16 protein-coding genes and 1 tRNA gene are annotated in these 16,563 nt (G+C 72.6%); 5 read left to right on the top strand and 12 right to left on the bottom strand.

Features of this window, described 5'->3' with window-relative positions; all coding sequences use genetic code 11:
• Positions 1–8: 8 nt before the first annotated feature.
• The 6 genes from FHR36_RS01880 to FHR36_RS01855 all read right to left on the bottom strand — a co-directional run bounded on the left by FHR36_RS01880 (position 9) and on the right by FHR36_RS01855 (position 4,728).
• Positions 9–218 carry a hypothetical protein gene (locus FHR36_RS01880; RefSeq protein WP_253793166.1) on the bottom strand — a complete coding sequence of 70 codons (210 nt, stop codon included), beginning with the start codon at positions 216–218 and terminating at the stop codon, positions 9–11.
• Positions 219–409: 191 nt separating this feature from the next.
• The gene (gene pth, locus FHR36_RS01875) at positions 410–985 is read right to left on the bottom strand and encodes an aminoacyl-tRNA hydrolase (protein WP_253793164.1); all 576 of its coding nucleotides are present in this window, start codon (positions 983–985) and stop codon (positions 410–412) included.
• Positions 986–1,100: 115 nt separating this feature from the next.
• Positions 1,101–1,700, bottom strand: a complete 600-nt coding sequence (locus FHR36_RS01870; protein WP_253793162.1) for a 50S ribosomal protein L25/general stress protein Ctc — start codon at positions 1,698–1,700, stop codon at positions 1,101–1,103.
• A gap of 244 nt (positions 1,701–1,944) precedes the next feature.
• A complete protein-coding gene (locus FHR36_RS01865; protein ID WP_253793160.1) occupies positions 1,945–2,925 on the bottom strand; it encodes a ribose-phosphate diphosphokinase in 981 nt (326 codons plus the stop codon).
• A 208-nt stretch (positions 2,926–3,133) separates the two neighbouring features.
• Positions 3,134–4,579: a bifunctional UDP-N-acetylglucosamine diphosphorylase/glucosamine-1-phosphate N-acetyltransferase GlmU gene (gene glmU, locus FHR36_RS01860; protein ID WP_253793157.1), complete on the bottom strand. Its 1,446-nt coding sequence runs from the start codon at positions 4,577–4,579 to the stop codon at positions 3,134–3,136.
• 78 nt (positions 4,580–4,657) lie between these two features.
• Positions 4,658–4,728 (bottom strand) — tRNA-Gln (locus tag FHR36_RS01855).
• Between the two features lie 181 nt (positions 4,729–4,909).
• Between FHR36_RS01855 and FHR36_RS01850 the strand changes: the two genes are divergently transcribed.
• The 3 genes from FHR36_RS01850 (at position 4,910) to FHR36_RS01840 (ending at position 7,678) form a co-directional block, all read left to right on the top strand.
• Positions 4,910–5,875, top strand: coding sequence for an acyl-CoA desaturase (locus FHR36_RS01850; RefSeq protein ID WP_253793156.1), 966 nt, complete (start codon positions 4,910–4,912; stop codon positions 5,873–5,875).
• A 71-nt stretch (positions 5,876–5,946) separates the two neighbouring features.
• Positions 5,947–6,549 (top strand): TetR/AcrR family transcriptional regulator, encoded by a 603-nt coding sequence (locus FHR36_RS01845; RefSeq protein WP_253794652.1) that lies wholly within the window; start codon positions 5,947–5,949, stop codon positions 6,547–6,549.
• Positions 6,550–6,778: 229 nt separating this feature from the next.
• The gene (locus FHR36_RS01840) at positions 6,779–7,678 is read left to right on the top strand and encodes a DMT family transporter (RefSeq protein WP_253793154.1); all 900 of its coding nucleotides are present in this window, start codon (positions 6,779–6,781) and stop codon (positions 7,676–7,678) included.
• A gap of 123 nt (positions 7,679–7,801) precedes the next feature.
• On the opposite strand, the gene FHR36_RS01835 is transcribed toward FHR36_RS01840, so the two are convergent.
• Positions 7,802–8,584: a trans-aconitate 2-methyltransferase gene (locus FHR36_RS01835; protein ID WP_253793152.1), complete on the bottom strand. Its 783-nt coding sequence runs from the start codon at positions 8,582–8,584 to the stop codon at positions 7,802–7,804.
• 112 nt (positions 8,585–8,696) lie between these two features.
• On the opposite strand from FHR36_RS01835, the gene FHR36_RS01830 reads away from it, so the two are divergent.
• Together FHR36_RS01830 and FHR36_RS01825 are read left to right on the top strand one after the other, a co-directional pair.
• Positions 8,697–9,191, top strand: a complete 495-nt coding sequence (locus tag FHR36_RS01830; RefSeq protein ID WP_253793150.1) for a MarR family winged helix-turn-helix transcriptional regulator — start codon at positions 8,697–8,699, stop codon at positions 9,189–9,191.
• A gap of 274 nt (positions 9,192–9,465) precedes the next feature.
• Positions 9,466–10,431 carry an NHL repeat-containing protein gene (locus tag FHR36_RS01825; protein WP_253793148.1) on the top strand — a complete coding sequence of 322 codons (966 nt, stop codon included), beginning with the start codon at positions 9,466–9,468 and terminating at the stop codon, positions 10,429–10,431.
• Between the two features lie 21 nt (positions 10,432–10,452).
• Here FHR36_RS01825 and FHR36_RS01820 read toward each other — a convergent pair whose 3' ends face one another.
• The 5 genes from FHR36_RS01820 to galT form a co-directional block, all read right to left on the bottom strand.
• Positions 10,453–12,000 (bottom strand): polysaccharide biosynthesis protein, encoded by a 1,548-nt coding sequence (locus tag FHR36_RS01820; protein ID WP_253793146.1) that lies wholly within the window; start codon positions 11,998–12,000, stop codon positions 10,453–10,455.
• A gap of 72 nt (positions 12,001–12,072) precedes the next feature.
• The gene (locus FHR36_RS01815; RefSeq protein ID WP_253793144.1) at positions 12,073–13,134 is read right to left on the bottom strand and encodes a LuxR C-terminal-related transcriptional regulator; all 1,062 of its coding nucleotides are present in this window, start codon (positions 13,132–13,134) and stop codon (positions 12,073–12,075) included.
• Positions 13,135–13,310: 176 nt separating this feature from the next.
• Positions 13,311–14,441 (bottom strand): galactokinase, encoded by a 1,131-nt coding sequence (gene galK, locus FHR36_RS01810; protein ID WP_253793143.1) that lies wholly within the window; start codon positions 14,439–14,441, stop codon positions 13,311–13,313.
• Entirely contained in the window at positions 14,438–15,400 is a 963-nt protein-coding gene (gene galE / locus FHR36_RS01805) for a UDP-glucose 4-epimerase GalE (protein ID WP_253793141.1), read from the bottom strand. Before galE ends, galK begins: the two co-directional genes overlap by 4 nt.
• On the bottom strand, positions 15,397–16,497 hold the full coding sequence (galT, locus tag FHR36_RS01800; protein WP_253793139.1) for a galactose-1-phosphate uridylyltransferase: 1,101 nt from the start codon (positions 16,495–16,497) through the stop codon (positions 15,397–15,399). The genes galE and galT overlap by 4 nt, the downstream gene beginning before the upstream one ends.
• Positions 16,498–16,563: the final 66 nt, after the last annotated feature.

Here is a 16,563-nt window from a genome sequence, read left to right as displayed (position 1 = left end):
GGTTGGCCTCAATCAGCCGAAGCGCGGCGCTTGCGCAACCACGTCGCCGCGCCGCCCGCGACCACCACCAGCCCGCCGACCACGGCGTACCCGCCGGCGGAGCCGACGCTGACCGAGGCGGGCGGGGTGGTGAGCTGTGCGGCGGCGGGCTCCGGCGAGCCGCTCGGCTCGACTGCGGCGGCGGGCGTCAGCCAGCCGGCAGCCGCGGCACACAGCACGGCCCCACCCACGACGCGCCCGACACGTTCCGACCGAACCACGGTCCTTACCCCCAGAGACGGCACCTCAACCCCTGCGTTTCCGGTCAGACCGTATCCGATGGATCGGGTCGTTCCGACCGGGTTTCGGTTACCACGGGGCAAGCGTTGTACGACCGTTGCGTAAGCGCGTACGCGTTCTTGACGAAGGCTCAGGAGTGGTAGGAGCCCTGGGCGCGTTCCAGGCCCTCGGAGACCAGCGCCTCGACCGCGTCGGCGGCCCGGTCGACGAACCAGTCGAGGTCCTTGCGCTCGGTGGAGGAGAAGTCCTTGAGCACGAAGTCGGCGACCTCCATCCGGCCCGGCGGGCGGCCGATGCCGCAGCGGACCCGGAAGTAGTCCGGCCCCAGCGACTTGGTGATGGACTTCAGCCCGTTGTGGCCGTTGTCGCCACCGCCGCACTTGAGCCGCAGCGCGGAGTAGTCGATGTCCAGCTCGTCGTGGACGGCGACCAGGCCCTCGTTGGGGACCTTGTAGAAGTCGCGCAGGGCGGTGGTGGGCCCGCCGGAGAGGTTCATGAAGGACATCGGCTTGGCCAGCACCACCCGCTTGCCGGCGAGCCGCCCCTCGGCAACCTGGGCGCGGCTCTTGTGGGTCTTGAACTTGGCGCCCATCCGCCCGGCCAGCAGGTCGACCACCATGAAGCCGATGTTGTGCCGGTTGCGGGCGTAGCCCTCCCCCGGATTGCCCAGGCCGACCACCAGCCAGGGGCCGTCGTACGCGTTCATCTCCCGCTCCTCACATTGCTCACCCCGTGTTCCTGACAACACAGCATCCCGGACACGCCGCTGCCCCGGCCTCTCCAGCGGAGCGACCGGGGCAGCGGATTCAGACGGTGAAGGCTCAGGCCTCGACGGTCTCGGTCTCGGCGGCCTCGGCCGCCTCCTCCTCGGTGGCCTCGGGGGCCTGGGCGCCGATGACCTGCAGCACGACGGCGTCGGCCTCGACGGCCAGGGTGGTGCCCTTCGGGAGGGCGATCTCGCCGGCGGTGATGGAGGCGCCGGCCTCCAGGCCCTCGACGGAGACGGTGACGCCCTCGGGCAGGTGGGTGGCCTCGGCCTCGATCGGCAGGGCGGTCAGCACGTGCTCGACCAGGTTGCCGCCGGGGGCCAGCTCGCCCTCGGTGTGGACCGGGATCTCGACGGTGACCTTCTCGCCGCGCTTGACCAGGAGCAGGTCGACGTGCTCGATGTTGCGCTTGATGGCCTCGCGCTGGACGGCCTTCGGCAGCACGTACTCGTCCTTGCCGTCGATCGGCAGCACGAGGAGGGCGTTCGGGGTCTTCAGAGCCATCATCAGGTCGTGGCCGGGCAGGTTCAGGTGAACCGGGGCGTGGCCGTGGCCGTAGACGACACCGGGGACGAAGCCGGCGCGGCGGGCGCGACGGGCGGCACCCTTGCCGAACTCGGTGCGGGGCTCGGCGGCAAGGCGGATCTCGGACATCCTGCACTCCTCGTGGCAAGCAAAACGGGTGCAGGAACGACAGAACCGCCGGGCCACACCCTCAAGTACGTTGGGGGGACGCTCGGCGGCTTGATCCAGCGCGTGGAACCAGCGCGTCGATCACGGAGCCGCGGAGGGATCCCTCGCCGAGCAGTCTCACGAGTCTAACCGCACGGGCGGCCGACCGTGAAATCGGCCCCCCGGCGCGCGGTGCGCCGGGGGGCCGAGGGGTTCGTGCGGGGTGTCAGTGCACGCCCTCGAACAGGCTGGTGACCGAGCCGTCCTCGAAGACCTCCTTGATCGCGGCGGCGATCGAGGGGGCGATGGAGAGGGTGGTGACCTTGTCCAGCTGGAGGCCGGCCGGGTTGGGCAGCGTGTTGGTGAAGACGAACTCGCTGACCCGGGAGTTCTTCAGCCGGTCGGCGGCCGGGCCGGAGAGCACGCCGTGGGTGGCGGCCACGATCACGTCGGCGGCACCGTTCTCGAACAGCGCGTCGGCGGCGGCGCAGATGGTGCCGGCGGTGTCGATCATGTCGTCGACCAGGACGCAGATCCGGTCCTTGACGTCACCGACGACCTGGGCCGACAGGATGGTGTTGGCCTGGGTCAGGTCGCGGCGCTTGTGGATCACGGCCAGCGGGGCGTCCAGGCGGTCGCACCACTGGTCGGCGACCTTCACCCGGCCGGCGTCCGGCGAGACGATGGTCAGCTTGGACCGGTCGGAGACCCGGTCGCCGACGTAGTCGGCCAGCATCGGCAGCGCGAACAGGTGGTCGACCGGGCCGCTGAAGAAGCCCTGGATCTGCGCGGTGTGCAGGTCGACGGCCATCAGGCGGTCGGCACCGGCGGTGTGCAGCAGGTCGGCGACCAGACGGGCCGAGATGGGCTCGCGGCCGAGGTGCTTCTTGTCCTGCCGGGCGTAGCCGTAGAACGGCAGGATCGCGGTGATACTCCGGGCGGAGGCCCGCTTCAGAGCATCGATCATGATCAGCTGCTCCATGATCCACTGGTTGATCGGAGCCGTGTGGCTCTGGATCACGAAGCAGTCCGCACCGCGGGCGGAGTCCAGGAAGCGGACGTAGATCTCGCCGTTGGCGAAGTCCAGGGCCTTGGTCGGGACGAGTTCGGTGCCCAGCTCGCTGGCCACCGCCTCCGCCAGCTCGGGGTGGGCACGGCCGGAGAAGAGCTTGAGCTTCTTCTCACCCGACGTCGTGATCCCGCTCACTGCACCGTCTCCTCGCGTTGCTGCCGCAGATTGACCCGCCCCGGCGCGCCCGGGCAGGGACCCGGGCGGGCGGTTGCGGGGGATTGTGGAGTACGCCGAGGCGCGGACAGGGGGCCCAGTGGCGCACGTATGTACACCAGGTTACGCGCACCGGGCCGAACCCGGTGCGCGGGGACCACTCCTCAAGATCCTCGCCGGACCCTCCCGGCTACTGCGCCTCACCCGCGGCCGCGGCGGCCGCGGCGGAGCTGCTGCCGGGCCGCTTCCGCTCAACCCAGCCGTTGATGTTGCGCTGCTGGGCCCGGGCCACGCCCAGCGAGCCCGCCGGAACGTCGTTGGTGATCACCGAGCCGGCCGCGGTGTAGGCGCCGTCACCCACCGTCACCGGTGCGATGAACATGTTGTCGGAACCCGTGCGGCAGTGGGCCCCGATGACTGTCCGGTGCTTGTTGACCCCGTCGTAGTTGACTGTGACCGACGCCGCACCGATGTTGGTGCCCTCGCCGATGGTCGCGTCGCCGATGTACGACAGGTGCGGCACCTTGGCGCCCTCGCCGAGCTCGGAGTTCTTGATCTCCACGTAGGTGCCGGCCTTCGCCTTGCGGGCCAGCTTCGCGCCCGGCCGCAGGTAGGCGTACGGGCCGACCTGGGCCAGCTCGCCGATCTCCGCGCGGTCGGCCGTGGTGTTGCTGACCTGGGCGCCGGCGCCGACCGTGGTGTCGGTCAGGGTGGTGTTCGGACCGACCTGGCAGCCTTCGCCCAGGTGGGTGGCGCCCTGCAGCTGGGTGCCCGGCAGCACCACCGCGTCCGGCTCGTAGCTCACCTGGACGTCGATCCAGGTGCTCGCCGGGTCGACCACGGTGACGCCCTCGCGCATGGCGCGCTCCAGCAGGCGGTCGTTGAGCATCCGGCGGGCCTGGGCCAGCTGGACGCGGTCGTTGATGCCCGCGATGTCCCGGTGGTCGTCGGCCACCACCGCGCCCACCCGGTGGCCCGCCGTACGCAGGATCTCCAGGGTGTCGGTGAGGTACTCCTCGCCCTGCACGTTGTCGGTGCGCAGCTGGGAGAGCCCGTGGGCCAGCAGCTTGGCGTCGAAGGCGAACACGCCGGAGTTGATCTCGGAGATCGCCCGCTGCCCGTCGGTGGCGTCCTTGTGCTCGACGATCGCGGCCACCGCGCCCTCGGCGTCCCGCAGGATCCGGCCGTACCCGGTCGCGTCCGGCACCACCGCGGTCAGCACGGTCACACCGTTGCCCTGCTCGTGGTGGGCCCGGACCAGCGCGGCCAGCGTGTCGCCGGTCAGCAGCGGCGCGTCGCCGGTGGTGACCACCACGGTGCCGTCCAGCTCCACGCCGTCGGCGGAGAGCGACGCCAGCGCGATCCGGACCGCGTGGCCGGTGCCGTTCTGCTCCTCCTGGACGGCGGTGCGGGCGGCCGGGAAGTGCTCGGCCAGGTGCGCCTGCACCAGCTCGCGCATGTGGCCGATCACCACGACCAGCTGCTCGGGCTCCAGCTCCTGGGCCGCCGCCACGGCGTGCCCGACCAGCGACCGTCCGCAGATCGGGTGCAGCACCTTCGGCAGGGCCTTCGACTTCATCCGAGTCCCGCCACCGGCGGCAAGCACGATCACGGCAGCGGTCTGGTTGGCAGTCACGCGGAGGGGCTCCTCGAACGAGAGGGTGAGGGGGAGCACAGAGAATACCGAGGCCGGACGTCCGGACCGTGCGATGGGCTCCCGGAGGAGGATTCGAACCCCCACAAGCTGGACCAAAACCAGCTGTCCTGCCATTAGACGATCCGGGACTGCCATCTCATCCGCCCCGTCGCCAGGGCAGGCAAGGCTAAGACTACGGGGAACCGGGCCCGGCATCCACCACCATTCACGGGCGCGACGGCGACACGTCTTCCCTTGGACCCGGGACAGTACCTACGATGCCGTAAGTTACGGAAACGTAGGTATCTGATCGCACCCAGGGGACCCCTCATGACCATTCAGGCCGACGAGGCGGCGCCCAGCGCCCTCGAAGCAGCCGAGCTGCCGATCACCTCCGCCACCAGAGGCGGGGAGCGCCAGGGGCTCGCCGAACGGATCACCCTCGCCCTGTTCATCGGCGTCCCCTTCCTCGCCCTGCTCGCCGCCGTCCCGGTGGCCTGGGGCTGGGGCCTGGGCTGGCTCGACCTGGGCCTCGGCGTGGGGATGTACTTCCTCACCTGCCACGGCATCACGATCGGGTACCACCGCTACTTCACCCACGGCGCCTTCAAGGCCAACCGGGCCCTGCGGATCGCCCTGGCGATCGCCGGCAGCCTGGCGGTCGAGGGACCGCTGGTGCGCTGGGTCGCCGACCACCGCAAGCACCACCGGTTCAGCGACAAGGAGGGCGACCCGCACTCCCCCTGGCGCTACGGCGAGACCGTCCCGGCGCTGCTCAAGGGTCTGTGGTGGGCCCACATGGGCTGGATGTTCGACGAGGAGCAGACCTCGCAGGCCAAGTACGCGCCCGACCTGGTGGGCGACCCGGTGATAAGGGGGATCTCCCGGACGTTCTGGGTCTGGACGCTGGTCTCCCTGCTGCTGCCGCCGCTGGTCGGCGGTCTGGTCACGCTCTCCTGGCAGGGCGCGCTGTCCGCCTTCTTCTGGGGCTCGATGGTCCGGGTCGCCCTGCTCCACCACGTGACCTGGTCGATCAACTCCATCTGCCACGCGATCGGCGAGCGCCCGTTCAAGTCCCGCGACCGGTCGGGCAACGTCTGGTGGCTGGCCGTGCTGTCCTGCGGCGAGTCCTGGCACAACCTGCACCACGCCGACCCGACCTCGGCCCGGCACGGCGTGCTGCGCGGCCAGATCGACTCCTCCGCCCGGCTGATCCGCTGGTTCGAGCGGGCCGGGTGGGCGACCGACGTCCGCTGGCCCAGCACCCAGCGGATCGAAGCCCGCCGCGCCGGATGAGGCGCCACCTGCCGCATGATGTAGGGGTGAACGGGAGCAACGGAGGCAAGAAGGCCGGCGGCCGGGTCCGGATGACCGGCAAGCAGCGCCGGGAGCAGCTGCTGGAGATCGGCCGGGCGGTCTTCGCCGAGCGCGGCTACGACGGCACCTCCGTGGAGGAGATCGCGGAGCGGGCCGGCGTCTCCAAGCCGGTGGTGTACGAGCACTTCGGCGGCAAGGAGGGCCTCTACGCGGTCGTGGTCGACCGCGAGATGCAGCTGCTGCTCGACATGGTCACCGGCGCGCTGACCGGCGGGCACTCGCGGGAGCTCCTGGAGCAGGCGGCCTTCGCGCTGATGGACTACATCGACACCTCGACCGACGGATTCAAGATCCTGGTCCGGGACTCGCCGGTCGCCCAGGCCACCGGCAGCTTCGCCTCGCTGATCAGCGACATCGCGACCCAGGTCGAGGACATCCTCGGCCTGGAGTTCAAGGCCCGGGGCTTCGACCCCCGACTGGCGCCGATGTACTCGCAGATGCTCGTCGGCATGGTGGCGCTGACCGGCCAGTGGTGGCTGGAGGTGCGCAAGCCCGGCAAGGCCGACGTGGCGGCGCACCTGGTGAACCTGGCCTGGCACGGGCTGGAGGGGCTGGAGCGGCACCCCAAGCTGGTCGGCGAGCGCAAGAACTGAGCCGGGCCGGGCCGGGGTGCGCGGGGCCGGGGTGCGCGGGGCTGGGGTGCGCGAGGCCGGTGGGGTCGGACCGGCCCGCGCGGTGAGCGGGCCGGCTCCGGTGCGGCGAGCGGGCCGGCTCGCGTGCGTGACCGTTCGGGTGCGGTCGGCTCCTCCGGGCGCGCGAGCCGAGCAGGCCCGGGACGGGTGCCCGGCATAGGCTGGCGGGGGCGACGTTTGGAAGGTCCCCGTGGCGGTCTTCATCCTGGCGATCAGTGCAGCCTGCTTCCTCGGCCTCGGCTTCGTGCTGCAACAGCACGCGGCCCAGCGCGCACCCAAGAGCGACCTGCTGCACTGGCGGCTGCTGCTCCACCTGGCCCGGATGCCGGAGTGGCTGCTCGGCATCGTCTTCATGGTCGCCGGCCAGGTGCTGAGCGCGCTGGCGCTGAGCCAGGGCGAGGTGGCCCTGGTCGAACCGCTGCTGGCCACCAACCTGGTCTTCGCGATGGCGCTTGCCCGGGTGCTGACCGGGACCTCGCTCGGACGCTCCGGCTGGATCGGGGTGGTGCTGATCGCCCTCGGGGTCGCCGCCTTCATCGTGGCCGGCCATCCGACCGGCGGCGGCGCGAAGGCCGGGCCGCTGCGCTACTGGCTGGTGGTCGGTGTGGTCGTCGGACTGGCGCTGATGCTGGTCCTGTTCGCCCGGCACCTGGACCTGTTCGAGGAGGCCACCATGCTGGCGCTCGCCGCCGGCCTGCTCTACGGCCTGCAGGACGCCCTCACCCGCACCACCTCCGACCGGCTGAACAGCGGCGGCCTGTCGGAGGTGCTGCGCGGCTGGCAGCCGTACGCAGTGGTGGCGATCGGGGTGGTGGGCCTGCTGTTGGTGCAGTCCGCCTTCGAGGCGGCGCCGCTGCGGATGTCGCTGCCCGCGCTGACCGCGGCCCAGCCGATCTCCGGGATCGCCTGCGCGGTCGGCATCCTCGGCGACCAGCTCCGGGTCACCCCGGCCGCCGTGGTCGGACAGGTGCTGGGCCTGCTGGCGATCGTCACCGGTGTGGTGATCCTCGGCCGCCACCCGGCGATGCCCGGGCACGAGCACCACTTCCCGCGGCCGCACCTGCCGCAGCACCACCACGAGGAGCGCTGACCGCCGACGGTCGGGCGCTGACGGTCGGGCGCCGACCGATGACCGATGGCCGATGACCGATCCCCGCCATCAGCGGGCATCCGGCCGATCCCGGATGACAGATGACAGATGACGAAATCTGTCCTACCGCCTCACGCCAACCGCAAAGATCCGCCGAAACGGAAACACCGTCCCGTGCGCCCCCGCCGGGTACGCCTCCCGCAGCAGCGCCCCGTACTCCTCCTCGAACGCCGCCCGCTCGACCGGGTCCGCCAGCCGGGCCAGGACCGGCCGCAGGGCGGTCCCCCGCACCCACTCCAGCACCGGGTCCGGTCCGGTCAGCACGGTGCTGTACGTGGTCTCCCAGACGTCCGCCGTGCAGCCCGCGTCGAGCAGCGCCTCCAGGTAGCGGCCGGGGTCGTGGACGCCGGCCCGGACCGCGTCGTCGCCGAGGACGTCCCGCCAGCGGGCGCTGGTGCGCAGTTCGGTGAGCAGCGTGTGGCTGGGCGCGTCGAAGTTGCCCGGCACCTGGAAGGCGAGCACTCCGCCGGGTCGAAGTGCGGCCGCCCACCGCGGCAGCAGTTCCAGGTGCCCGGGCACCCACTGAAGGGTGGCATTCGAGGCGATCAGGTCGGGCGCCGCCGGGGCGGGGTCATACGTGGCAGCGTCGGCGAGGACGTACTCGGCGCTGGGCTCGCCGCGCTCGCTGCGGGCGGTGGCGAGCATCTCGGCGGAGTTGTCGAGGCCGGTCAGGCGGGCGTCGGGCCAGCGGTGGCGGAGTTCGGCGGTGGAGTTGCCGGGGCCGCAGCCGATGTCGAGGACGACGGGGGCGGGCGGCAGCACGGGGACGCGGTCGAGGAGTTCGCGGAACGGGCGGGTGCGCTCGTCGGCGTAGCGGAGGTACTGCTGCGGATCCCAGGTGGTCATGGCGGTTCCCTCGCAAAGTATCTCGATATCAAGATATCTCCGAGTGTGGTTCGTCCATTCTCTTGATGTCAAGAGACTTCACATCGACACAACCACCGATACACTGATCGCCATGGAGGACGAGGTCGACCGCCTGGTCGCAGCATGGCGCCGCGAGCGCCCCGACCTCGACGTGGAACCACTCGAGGTGCTCAGCCGCGTCAGCCGACTGGCCCGGCACCTCGACCGTGCCCGCCGCACCGCCTTCGCCGAGCACGGCCTGGAGCCCTGGGAGTTCGACGTCCTGACGGCGCTTCGGCGGGCCGGCTCGCCGTACCAGCTGTCCCCGGGCCAGCTTCTCACCCAGACCCTGGTCACCTCCGGCACCATGACCAACCGGATCGACCGGCTCACCGGCAAGGGCCTGGTCAAGCGCCTACCCGACCCGGACGACCGGCGTGGGGTCCTGGTCCGGCTGACCGACGACGGCCGGGACAAGGCCGACCAGGCGCTGGCCGGTCTGCTCGTCCACGAGCGCGAACTGCTCGCCCAGCTGAGCTCCGGCCAGCAGGTCGAACTCGCCACTCTGCTGCGGCAGCTGGTCGCCCCCTTCGACTCCGCGGGCTGACCACTCGGCGGGCAGGCCACTCGGCAGGCCGGCCACTCCGCAGGCTGACGACTCCGAGGGCTGACCACTCCGCAGGCTGAGCCCCGCACCCGCCGTTGCCGTTGCCGTTGCTCCGCCCCGGTGCCCGCCGCCCGGGCGAATCCCGGCGGTGCCCTCCCGCCCCGGCCCGACCGCGACCCGAACGGCCGGTCGGCGACGCCGCGTGGGCAGGGTGGGCCACGGCCCTCCGTGCTGATCTGGAAGCCCGCTCGGCCATCCCTGGAGGAACCCCGCCGTGTCCCGTCGTCCCCGGCTCGGCGCAGCCGCCTGCGCCACCGCCCTCGCACTCGGCCTGCTCGCGGCCGCCGCCCTCACCCCCGCCACCGCGGTCTCCCCGCCGCTCTCCGATCCGCGCATCCTGGTCCACTTCGACCTGGCGGCCGGCCAGATGCCCGAGAACATCGCCATGGAGCCCGACGGCTCCGCCGACCTCACCCTGATCCGCAGCCGCCAGGTCGTCCGCGTCTCACCCGGCGGCGAGGTACGACAGCTCGCGCAGATGCCGGAGCCGGCCGATCCGGCCACCCCAGTGATCGGGTTCGCCGCGGTCACCGGCATCGCCCGCGCCCACGACGGCACGCTCTACTTCCACTTCGCCACCGGCACCGACGCCACCGGTGTCTACCGGCTCGCCCCCGGCGGCACCCCGGAGCTGCTCGCCGCACTGCCGCCCGACAGCTTCCCGAACGGCCTCGCCCTGGACGAGCACCGCAAGGCGCTCTTCTCCGCCGACTCGGTGCACGGCGTGGTCCGCCGCATCCCGCTGCAGGGCGGCCCGGTGACCACCTGGGCGTCCGGCCCCGAACTGGCGCCGTCCGGCTTCATCGGGGTCAACGGCGTCCGGATGCACAAGGACTCCGTCTGGGTGACCAACACCGATGCCGGCACCCTGCTGCGCATCCCGTTCTGCCCCGACGGCACCGCCGGGCCGATCGAGACCAGGGCCCGGGACCTCACCGGGATCGACGACTTCGGCTTCACCGACCCGGGCGGTGACACCGTGCTGGCCGCCCTCGACACCCCGAACCAGGTGGCGTACGTCCGGCCCGACGGCACCCACACCATCGTGCTCACCGGCGCCGACGGGCTCTCCAACCCGACCTCGGTCGCGGTGCTCGGCGACACCGTCCACGTGACCAGCGCCGCCTTCGCGACCACCGACCCGAACCTGCTGCTGGCCACCCTCGACCGGAAGCAGTGACCGGCCGGAAACAGTGACTGGTCAGAACCCGTCCGGGTACGGCGTGGCGAGCGCCGGTACGGGGTCCGCCTCCGGCGTCCGGTAGCCGGGCAGCAGCTCGGCCAGCCGGCGGCGGACCTCGGCGTCGGCGTTGCCCGCCGCCGCCCGGTACAGCCCGGTGAGGCCGCCCGCCAGGTCCTCCGGCCCGGCGCCGTCACCGGCCACGGTGGCGAAGATCCGGGCGTGCTCGGTCGGCAGCCGCTCCTCGCCCTCCGAGAACAGCGCCTCGTTGAGCTTCTCCCCCGCCCGCAGGCCGGTGTAGCGGATCTCCACCTCCTCCGCGCCCAACTGCACTTGCTCGGCAAAGTTGTGCACCAGGTCGACGATCCGCACCGGCTCGCCCATGTCGAGCACGAACACCTCGCCGCCCTCGGCCATCCGGCCGGCCTCCAGCACCAGCCCGACCGCCTCCTCGATGGTCATGAAGAAGCGGGTCACGTCCGGGTGGGTGACGGTGACCGGGCCGCCGCTGCGCAGCTGTTCCGCGAGGACGGAGAGCAGCGAGCCGCGCGAGCCGAGCACGTTGCCGAACCGGACCGCGGAGAACACCCCGGTGCCCAGGTTGCGGGCGTCCCGGGCGTTGGCCCGGACGATCAGCTCGGCCAGCCGCTTGGAGGCGCCCAGCACCGAGGTGGGATCGGCCGCCTTGTCGGTGGAGATCAGTACGAACCGCTCGACCCCGGTGGCCAGCGCCGCCTCCACCAGGTTGTCCGTGCCCAGCACGTTGGACTTCACCGCCTCCGAGGGGTGGCGCTCCAGCAGCGGCAGGTGCTTGTGGGCCGCCGCGTGGAAGACCACCTCGGGCTTGAGGTCGCGGAAGATCTGCTGGATCCGCGGCCGGTCCCGGATGTCGGCGATCACCAGCGAGTCGTCGGTGAGCAGCGCCTCACCCCAGATCTCCAGCTGGAGCCGGTGCAGGTTGGACTCGTCGTGGTCCAGCATGTACAGCTCGGACGGCCCGAACGCGTGGACCTGGCGGCAGAGTTCGCTGCCGATCGAGCCGCCCGCGCCGGTCACCAGGACCCGTCGGCCCTCGATCACCGTACGGACGTCCGGCGAGACCACGTGGACCTCGTGCCGGCCGATCAGCCGGTTGACGTCCAGGCTGCGCATGTCCGAGCCGACCACCTCGCGGCGCAGCGCGGACAGGAAGGACGGCAGGTAGCGGACGGCCGCTCCGGCGGCGGCCGCCGCGGTCGCCAACTCCCTTACCCGGTGGTGCGGGAGGCCGGGGATGGCGAGGACGACGACGTGGACGCCGTGCTCGACGGCGAGGGCGGTGAGGTCGGCCAGGGGGCCCAGGACGGGCGCGCCGGCGACCTCCCGGCCGGCCTTGGCCGGATCGTCGTCCAGGACACCGATCGGGCGGAGTCCGAAATCGGGGGTCCGGCCGAGGTCGCGGACCAGGGCGGTGCCGGCGGCGCCGGCGCCGACCACCAGGGTCCGCAGTCCGACCCGGCCGTCCGGCTGCGCCGGTATCCCCGGCCTCTCGGGCGGATCCAGGCGTTCGGCAGTACTGTTCGGCGACATCTGTCCTCCGGTCTCCCAGACCTCACGAAGTCGGGATCGGGTGCGGCGGGGGCTCGGACCGGACGGTGCCGGTCAGCCGGCGCCGCGGCCTGTGGTCGAGGCGACGGTCGAGTTGACGGGCGCGGCGGTCGAATTGACGGGCACGACGCTCGAGTTGACGGGTGCGACGCTCGAGCCGGTCGCGGCCGGCGGTGGGGCGGGCGGCTCGGAGGGCGTGATCCCCGCCCGGCGGGCCACCGCGACGGCGGCGAGGGTGGAGTGCACCCCCAACTTGCCGAGCACGTTCTGCATGTGGGTGCGGACGGTGTGCGGCGAGAGGTAGAGCCGTTCGGCCACCGCCTGCCGGCCGAGGCCGGCGACCATGCACCGCAGCACCTCCTCCTCGCGCGGGGTCAGTGCCGCCACCAACCGCTCGCTCTCCGAGCGGTCGCGCCGCGCAGAGGTCAACTCCCGTACCACGCCGGTGAGAAGGGCAGGCGGCAGGTGCGTCTCGTCGCGCAGCACGCCGCGGATCACGGTCATCAGCGCGGCCAGCGAACTCTCCTTGGCCACCCAGCCGGAGGCGCCCGCCTGGAGGGCGCGCACCGCCCGCTGCGGGTCGTCGACAGCGGCCAGCACCACGGCGTGGAGCCTCGGATGGGTGCGGCAGACCCGGGCGAGGAGGGCGATGCCGTCGACCGCGGCGCGGGCGCCGGCGGCTGCATCGCTGCGGGAGGCGGGGCGCAGGTCCCGGCCGGGCTGGGCGCGTTGGTGGTTCGCGGTGGCGGCCGGCACGGCCGGCCTCGGCGGACCGGACGGCATGGTCGGCGCGGACGTGCGGGGCGCCTGGGGCGGAATCGCGGCGATCCGGCGCGACTGCGGTAGGGAGAGCGTGGGGCGCGGTCTGGATTCGGCACCAACATGCGTACGGCGCAGCGCTGTTGGCGGCAGCGGCGGCGTGATGCCGAGGTCCGCGTCGATCAGGACCACGTCGTACGGGCGGTGTTCGTCGGTGGCGCGTTCCAGCGCGCGTTCCGCTGCGGCTGCGGTGCCCGCGGCGCCGACGTCCACGTCGGGCTCGGCGGTGAGCGCCGTGGCGAGCGCCTCGGCGAAGATCCGGTGGCCGTCGACCACCAGGACGCGAATACGCCCCATCGTTCTTCCCCCCTGCCTCGGACCGACCCCCACCGGTTCCGGACTCAGCGTACGGGCGGAGGGGATGGCGGGGTGGGGGTTTGGTGAAGTTCCCGCGACGGAGGGAACCGGATCGGGGGCGGGCCGACCCCGGCGGGATCCCGCCCCCGGGGTCGGCCTCGCAGGTCCCCGAGCCCCTACCGGACTCGCCGGGCGCCCGCGGACGGCGTGGCGGCGAAGGTGCGGGGCTCGGCGTAGCCGGCGTCGCGGAAGGCGGCGGCAACGGCGGCGGCGACGGTGTCGAGACGGTCGGCGGCCAGCAGGGCGATGACGGAGCCGCCGAAGCCGCCGCCGGTCATCCGGGCGCCGAGGGCGCCGGCCGCGACGGCGGTGGCGACAGCGAGGTCGGTCTCCGGGCAGGAGACCTGGTAGTCGTCGCGGAGCGAGGCGTGGCCGGCGGTGAGGATCGGGCCGAGGCCGGCCAGGTCGCCGGCGTCGAGGAGGGCGACGGCCTGCTCGACGCGGTCGTCCTCGGTGACCACGTGCCGTACCAGCGGCCGGAGTTCGGTGGGGAGGCGGTCGAGGGCGGCGTCCAGTCCGGCGAGCGGGAGGTCGCGCAGGGCGGTGAGCGAGAGCAGGGCGGCGGCCCGCTCGCAGCCGGCCCGCAGTTCGGCGTACGCACCGTCGGCGAGGTCGTGCTTGACCCGGGTGTCGATCACCAGGAGGCGCAGGCCGGCCCCGGCGAGGTCGAGCGGGACCTGCCGCCGGCCGAGGTCGCGGGTGTCGAGCAGCAGGGCGGAGCCCTCGGCGCAGCACATGGACGCCATCTGGTCCATCACGCCGCAGGGCACGCCGACGAACTCGTTCTCGGCGCGCTGGGCGATCAGGGCGGATTCGGCGGCGTCGAGCCCGAGTCCGTACAGGCCGTCGTAGGCGCCGACCACCGCGCACTCGAGCGCGGCGGAGGAGGAGAGGCCGGCCCCGGTCGGCACATCGCTGTCGATGTACAGGTCGGCGCCGCCGACCGGGTGGCCCGCCTGGCGCAGGGTCCAGACCACGGCGGCCGGGTACTTGGCCCAGCCCGTCACGCCGCCGGGGGTGAGCTCGTCGACGCGGAGCTCGGTCACCGCGCCGTCGCCCTGCGCGCTGTACAGGCGCAGCAGGCCGTCGTCGCGGCGCCGGGCCTCGGCCCGGGCGGCGTGCGGGAGGGCGATCGGCAGCACGAATCCGTCGTTGTAGTCGGTGTGCTCACCGATCAGGTTGACCCGGCCGGGCGCCGCCCAGGCCCCGGCCGGGGCGGCGCCGTACACGGTCTGGAAGTCGCTCATCGGGCTCGGTGCTCCAGGGTGAAGTTCCAGGCGTCGGCGACGATGTCGTCGAGCTCGGGGCGGCGGGGCTGCCAGCCGAGCGCCTCGTGGGCGCGGGCGGCGGAGGCGACCAGGACGGCCGGGTCGCCGGGGCGGCGGTCGGCGACCACGACGGGGATCTCGCGGCCGGTGACGCGCTTGACGGACTCGATCACCTCGTGGACCGAGAAGCCGCTGCCGTTGCCGAGGTTGCAGATCAGGTGCTCGCCGGACTTGGCGGCGGCGAGGGCGAGCAGGTGGGCCTCGGCGAGGTCGGCGACGTGGATGTAGTCGCGGATGCAGGTGCCGTCCGGGGTCGGGTAGTCGTCGCCGTAGACGGAAATGTGCGGGCGCTGGCCGAGGGCGGCCTGGAAGACCAGCGGGATCAGGTGCGACTCGGGCTCGTGCCGCTCGCCGTAGGTCCCGTACGCGCCGGCCACGTTGAAGTAGCGGAGGCTGACCGCGGCGAGGCCGTGGGCGACCGCCTCGCTGGTGATCAGGTGGTCGACGGCCAGCTTGGTGGCGCCGTAGGTGTTGGTCGGGGCGGTGCGGGCGGTCTCGGCGATCGGGACCTCCTCCGGCTCGCCGTAGACGGCGGCGGTGGAGGAGAAGACCAGCTTGCCGACGCCGGCCTTGCGCATGGCGGAGATCAGCTCCAGCGAGCCGGCGACGTTGTTGCGCCAGTACTTCTCCGGGTCGGCGACGGACTCGCCGACCTGGGAGGAGGCGGCGAAGTGCAGGACCGCCTCGTAGGAGGAGTCGAGCACGTCGGCGGCGTCCTGGATCCGGCCGCGGACGAACTCGGCGCCGGCCGGGATGCCGACCTGGAAGCCGGTGGAGAGGTCGTCGAGCACGGTCACCTGGTGCCCCGCCTCCAGCAGGTGGGCGGCGACGACACTGCCGACGTAACCGGCACCGCCGGTGACCAGGTACTTGCTCATGATGCGACCTCCCGCAGGCGCTGCGCCGCCGCCTCCGGCGACACATCGTTGACGAACGCGTCCATGCCGGACTCGACGCCGGCCAGGAACTTCAGCTTGCCGACCGTGCGCCGGATCGTGAACAGCTCCAGGTGCAGTGCCAGCTCCTCGCCCTGGAGGGCCGGCGCCTGGTGCCATGCGGCGATGTACGGCGTCGGTGCGACCGGAGTATTGTCCCCCGGCTGCGTGAAGAGACGGTCAAAGCGGCGGAGAAGTTCGAGGTAGAGACCGGGGAACTCGGCGCGTTCGGCCTCGGTGAGACCGGTCAGGTCGGCGACCCGGCGGTGCGGGTACAGGTGCACCTCGTACGGCCAGCGGGCGGCGAAGGGGACGAACGCCGTCCAGTGCTCGCCGGCCAGGACCACCCGGACGGGGTCGGCGCGCTCGGCGTCGAGCAGGTCCTCGAAGAGGTTGCCGCCGGTACGGGCGCGGTGCTCGGCCGCGGCGGTGATCATCCGGGTGGTGCGCGGGGTGGTGAAGGGGAAGGCGTAGACCTGGCCGTGCGGGTGGGCCAGGGTGACGCCGATCTCCGCGCCGCGGTTCTCGAAGCAGTAGACCTGGCGGATGCCGGGCAGCGCCGAGAGTTCGGCGGTGCGGTCGGTCCACGCGTCCAGGACCAGCCGGGCCTTGGCCGGGTCGAGGTCGGCGAAGGAGGCGCCGTGGTCGGCGGTGAAGCAGACCACCTCGCAGCGGCCGGTGCCCGCTCCGCTGCCGTGCAGCGGGCTGCCGTCCCCGGCGGGGTCGGGGGCGCCGAGGGCGAGCGACGGGAAGCGGTTCTCGAACACCGCCACGTCGTAGTCGGCGGCCGGGATCTCGCTGAGCCGCCCGGGTGCCGAGGGGCAGAGCGGGCACTGGTCGGCGGGCGGGTGGTAGGTCCGGCCCTGGCGGTGGGCCGCCACGGTGACCCAGTCGCCGGTGGCGGGGTCGAGCCGGACCTCGGAGAGGCTCGTGGCGGGCTCCAGCGGGCGCAGGTCGGCGGAGTCCCGGACCACGGTCTCGTCACGGTCGAAGTAGAGGAGTTCGCGGCCGTCCGCGAGCTTGGTCACGGTCTTCTTCACGTCGAACAGTTTCAAACACGACCGCACACAAGTCAACAGTCGGCCGCACGCGGCGCCCACAGTCCG

Source organism: Kitasatospora cinereorecta, assembly GCF_024172095.1.
Taxonomy (GTDB): Bacteria; Actinomycetota; Actinomycetes; order Streptomycetales; family Streptomycetaceae; genus Kitasatospora; species Kitasatospora cinereorecta.
This window is presented reverse-complemented; position numbering and strand designations above follow the sequence as displayed.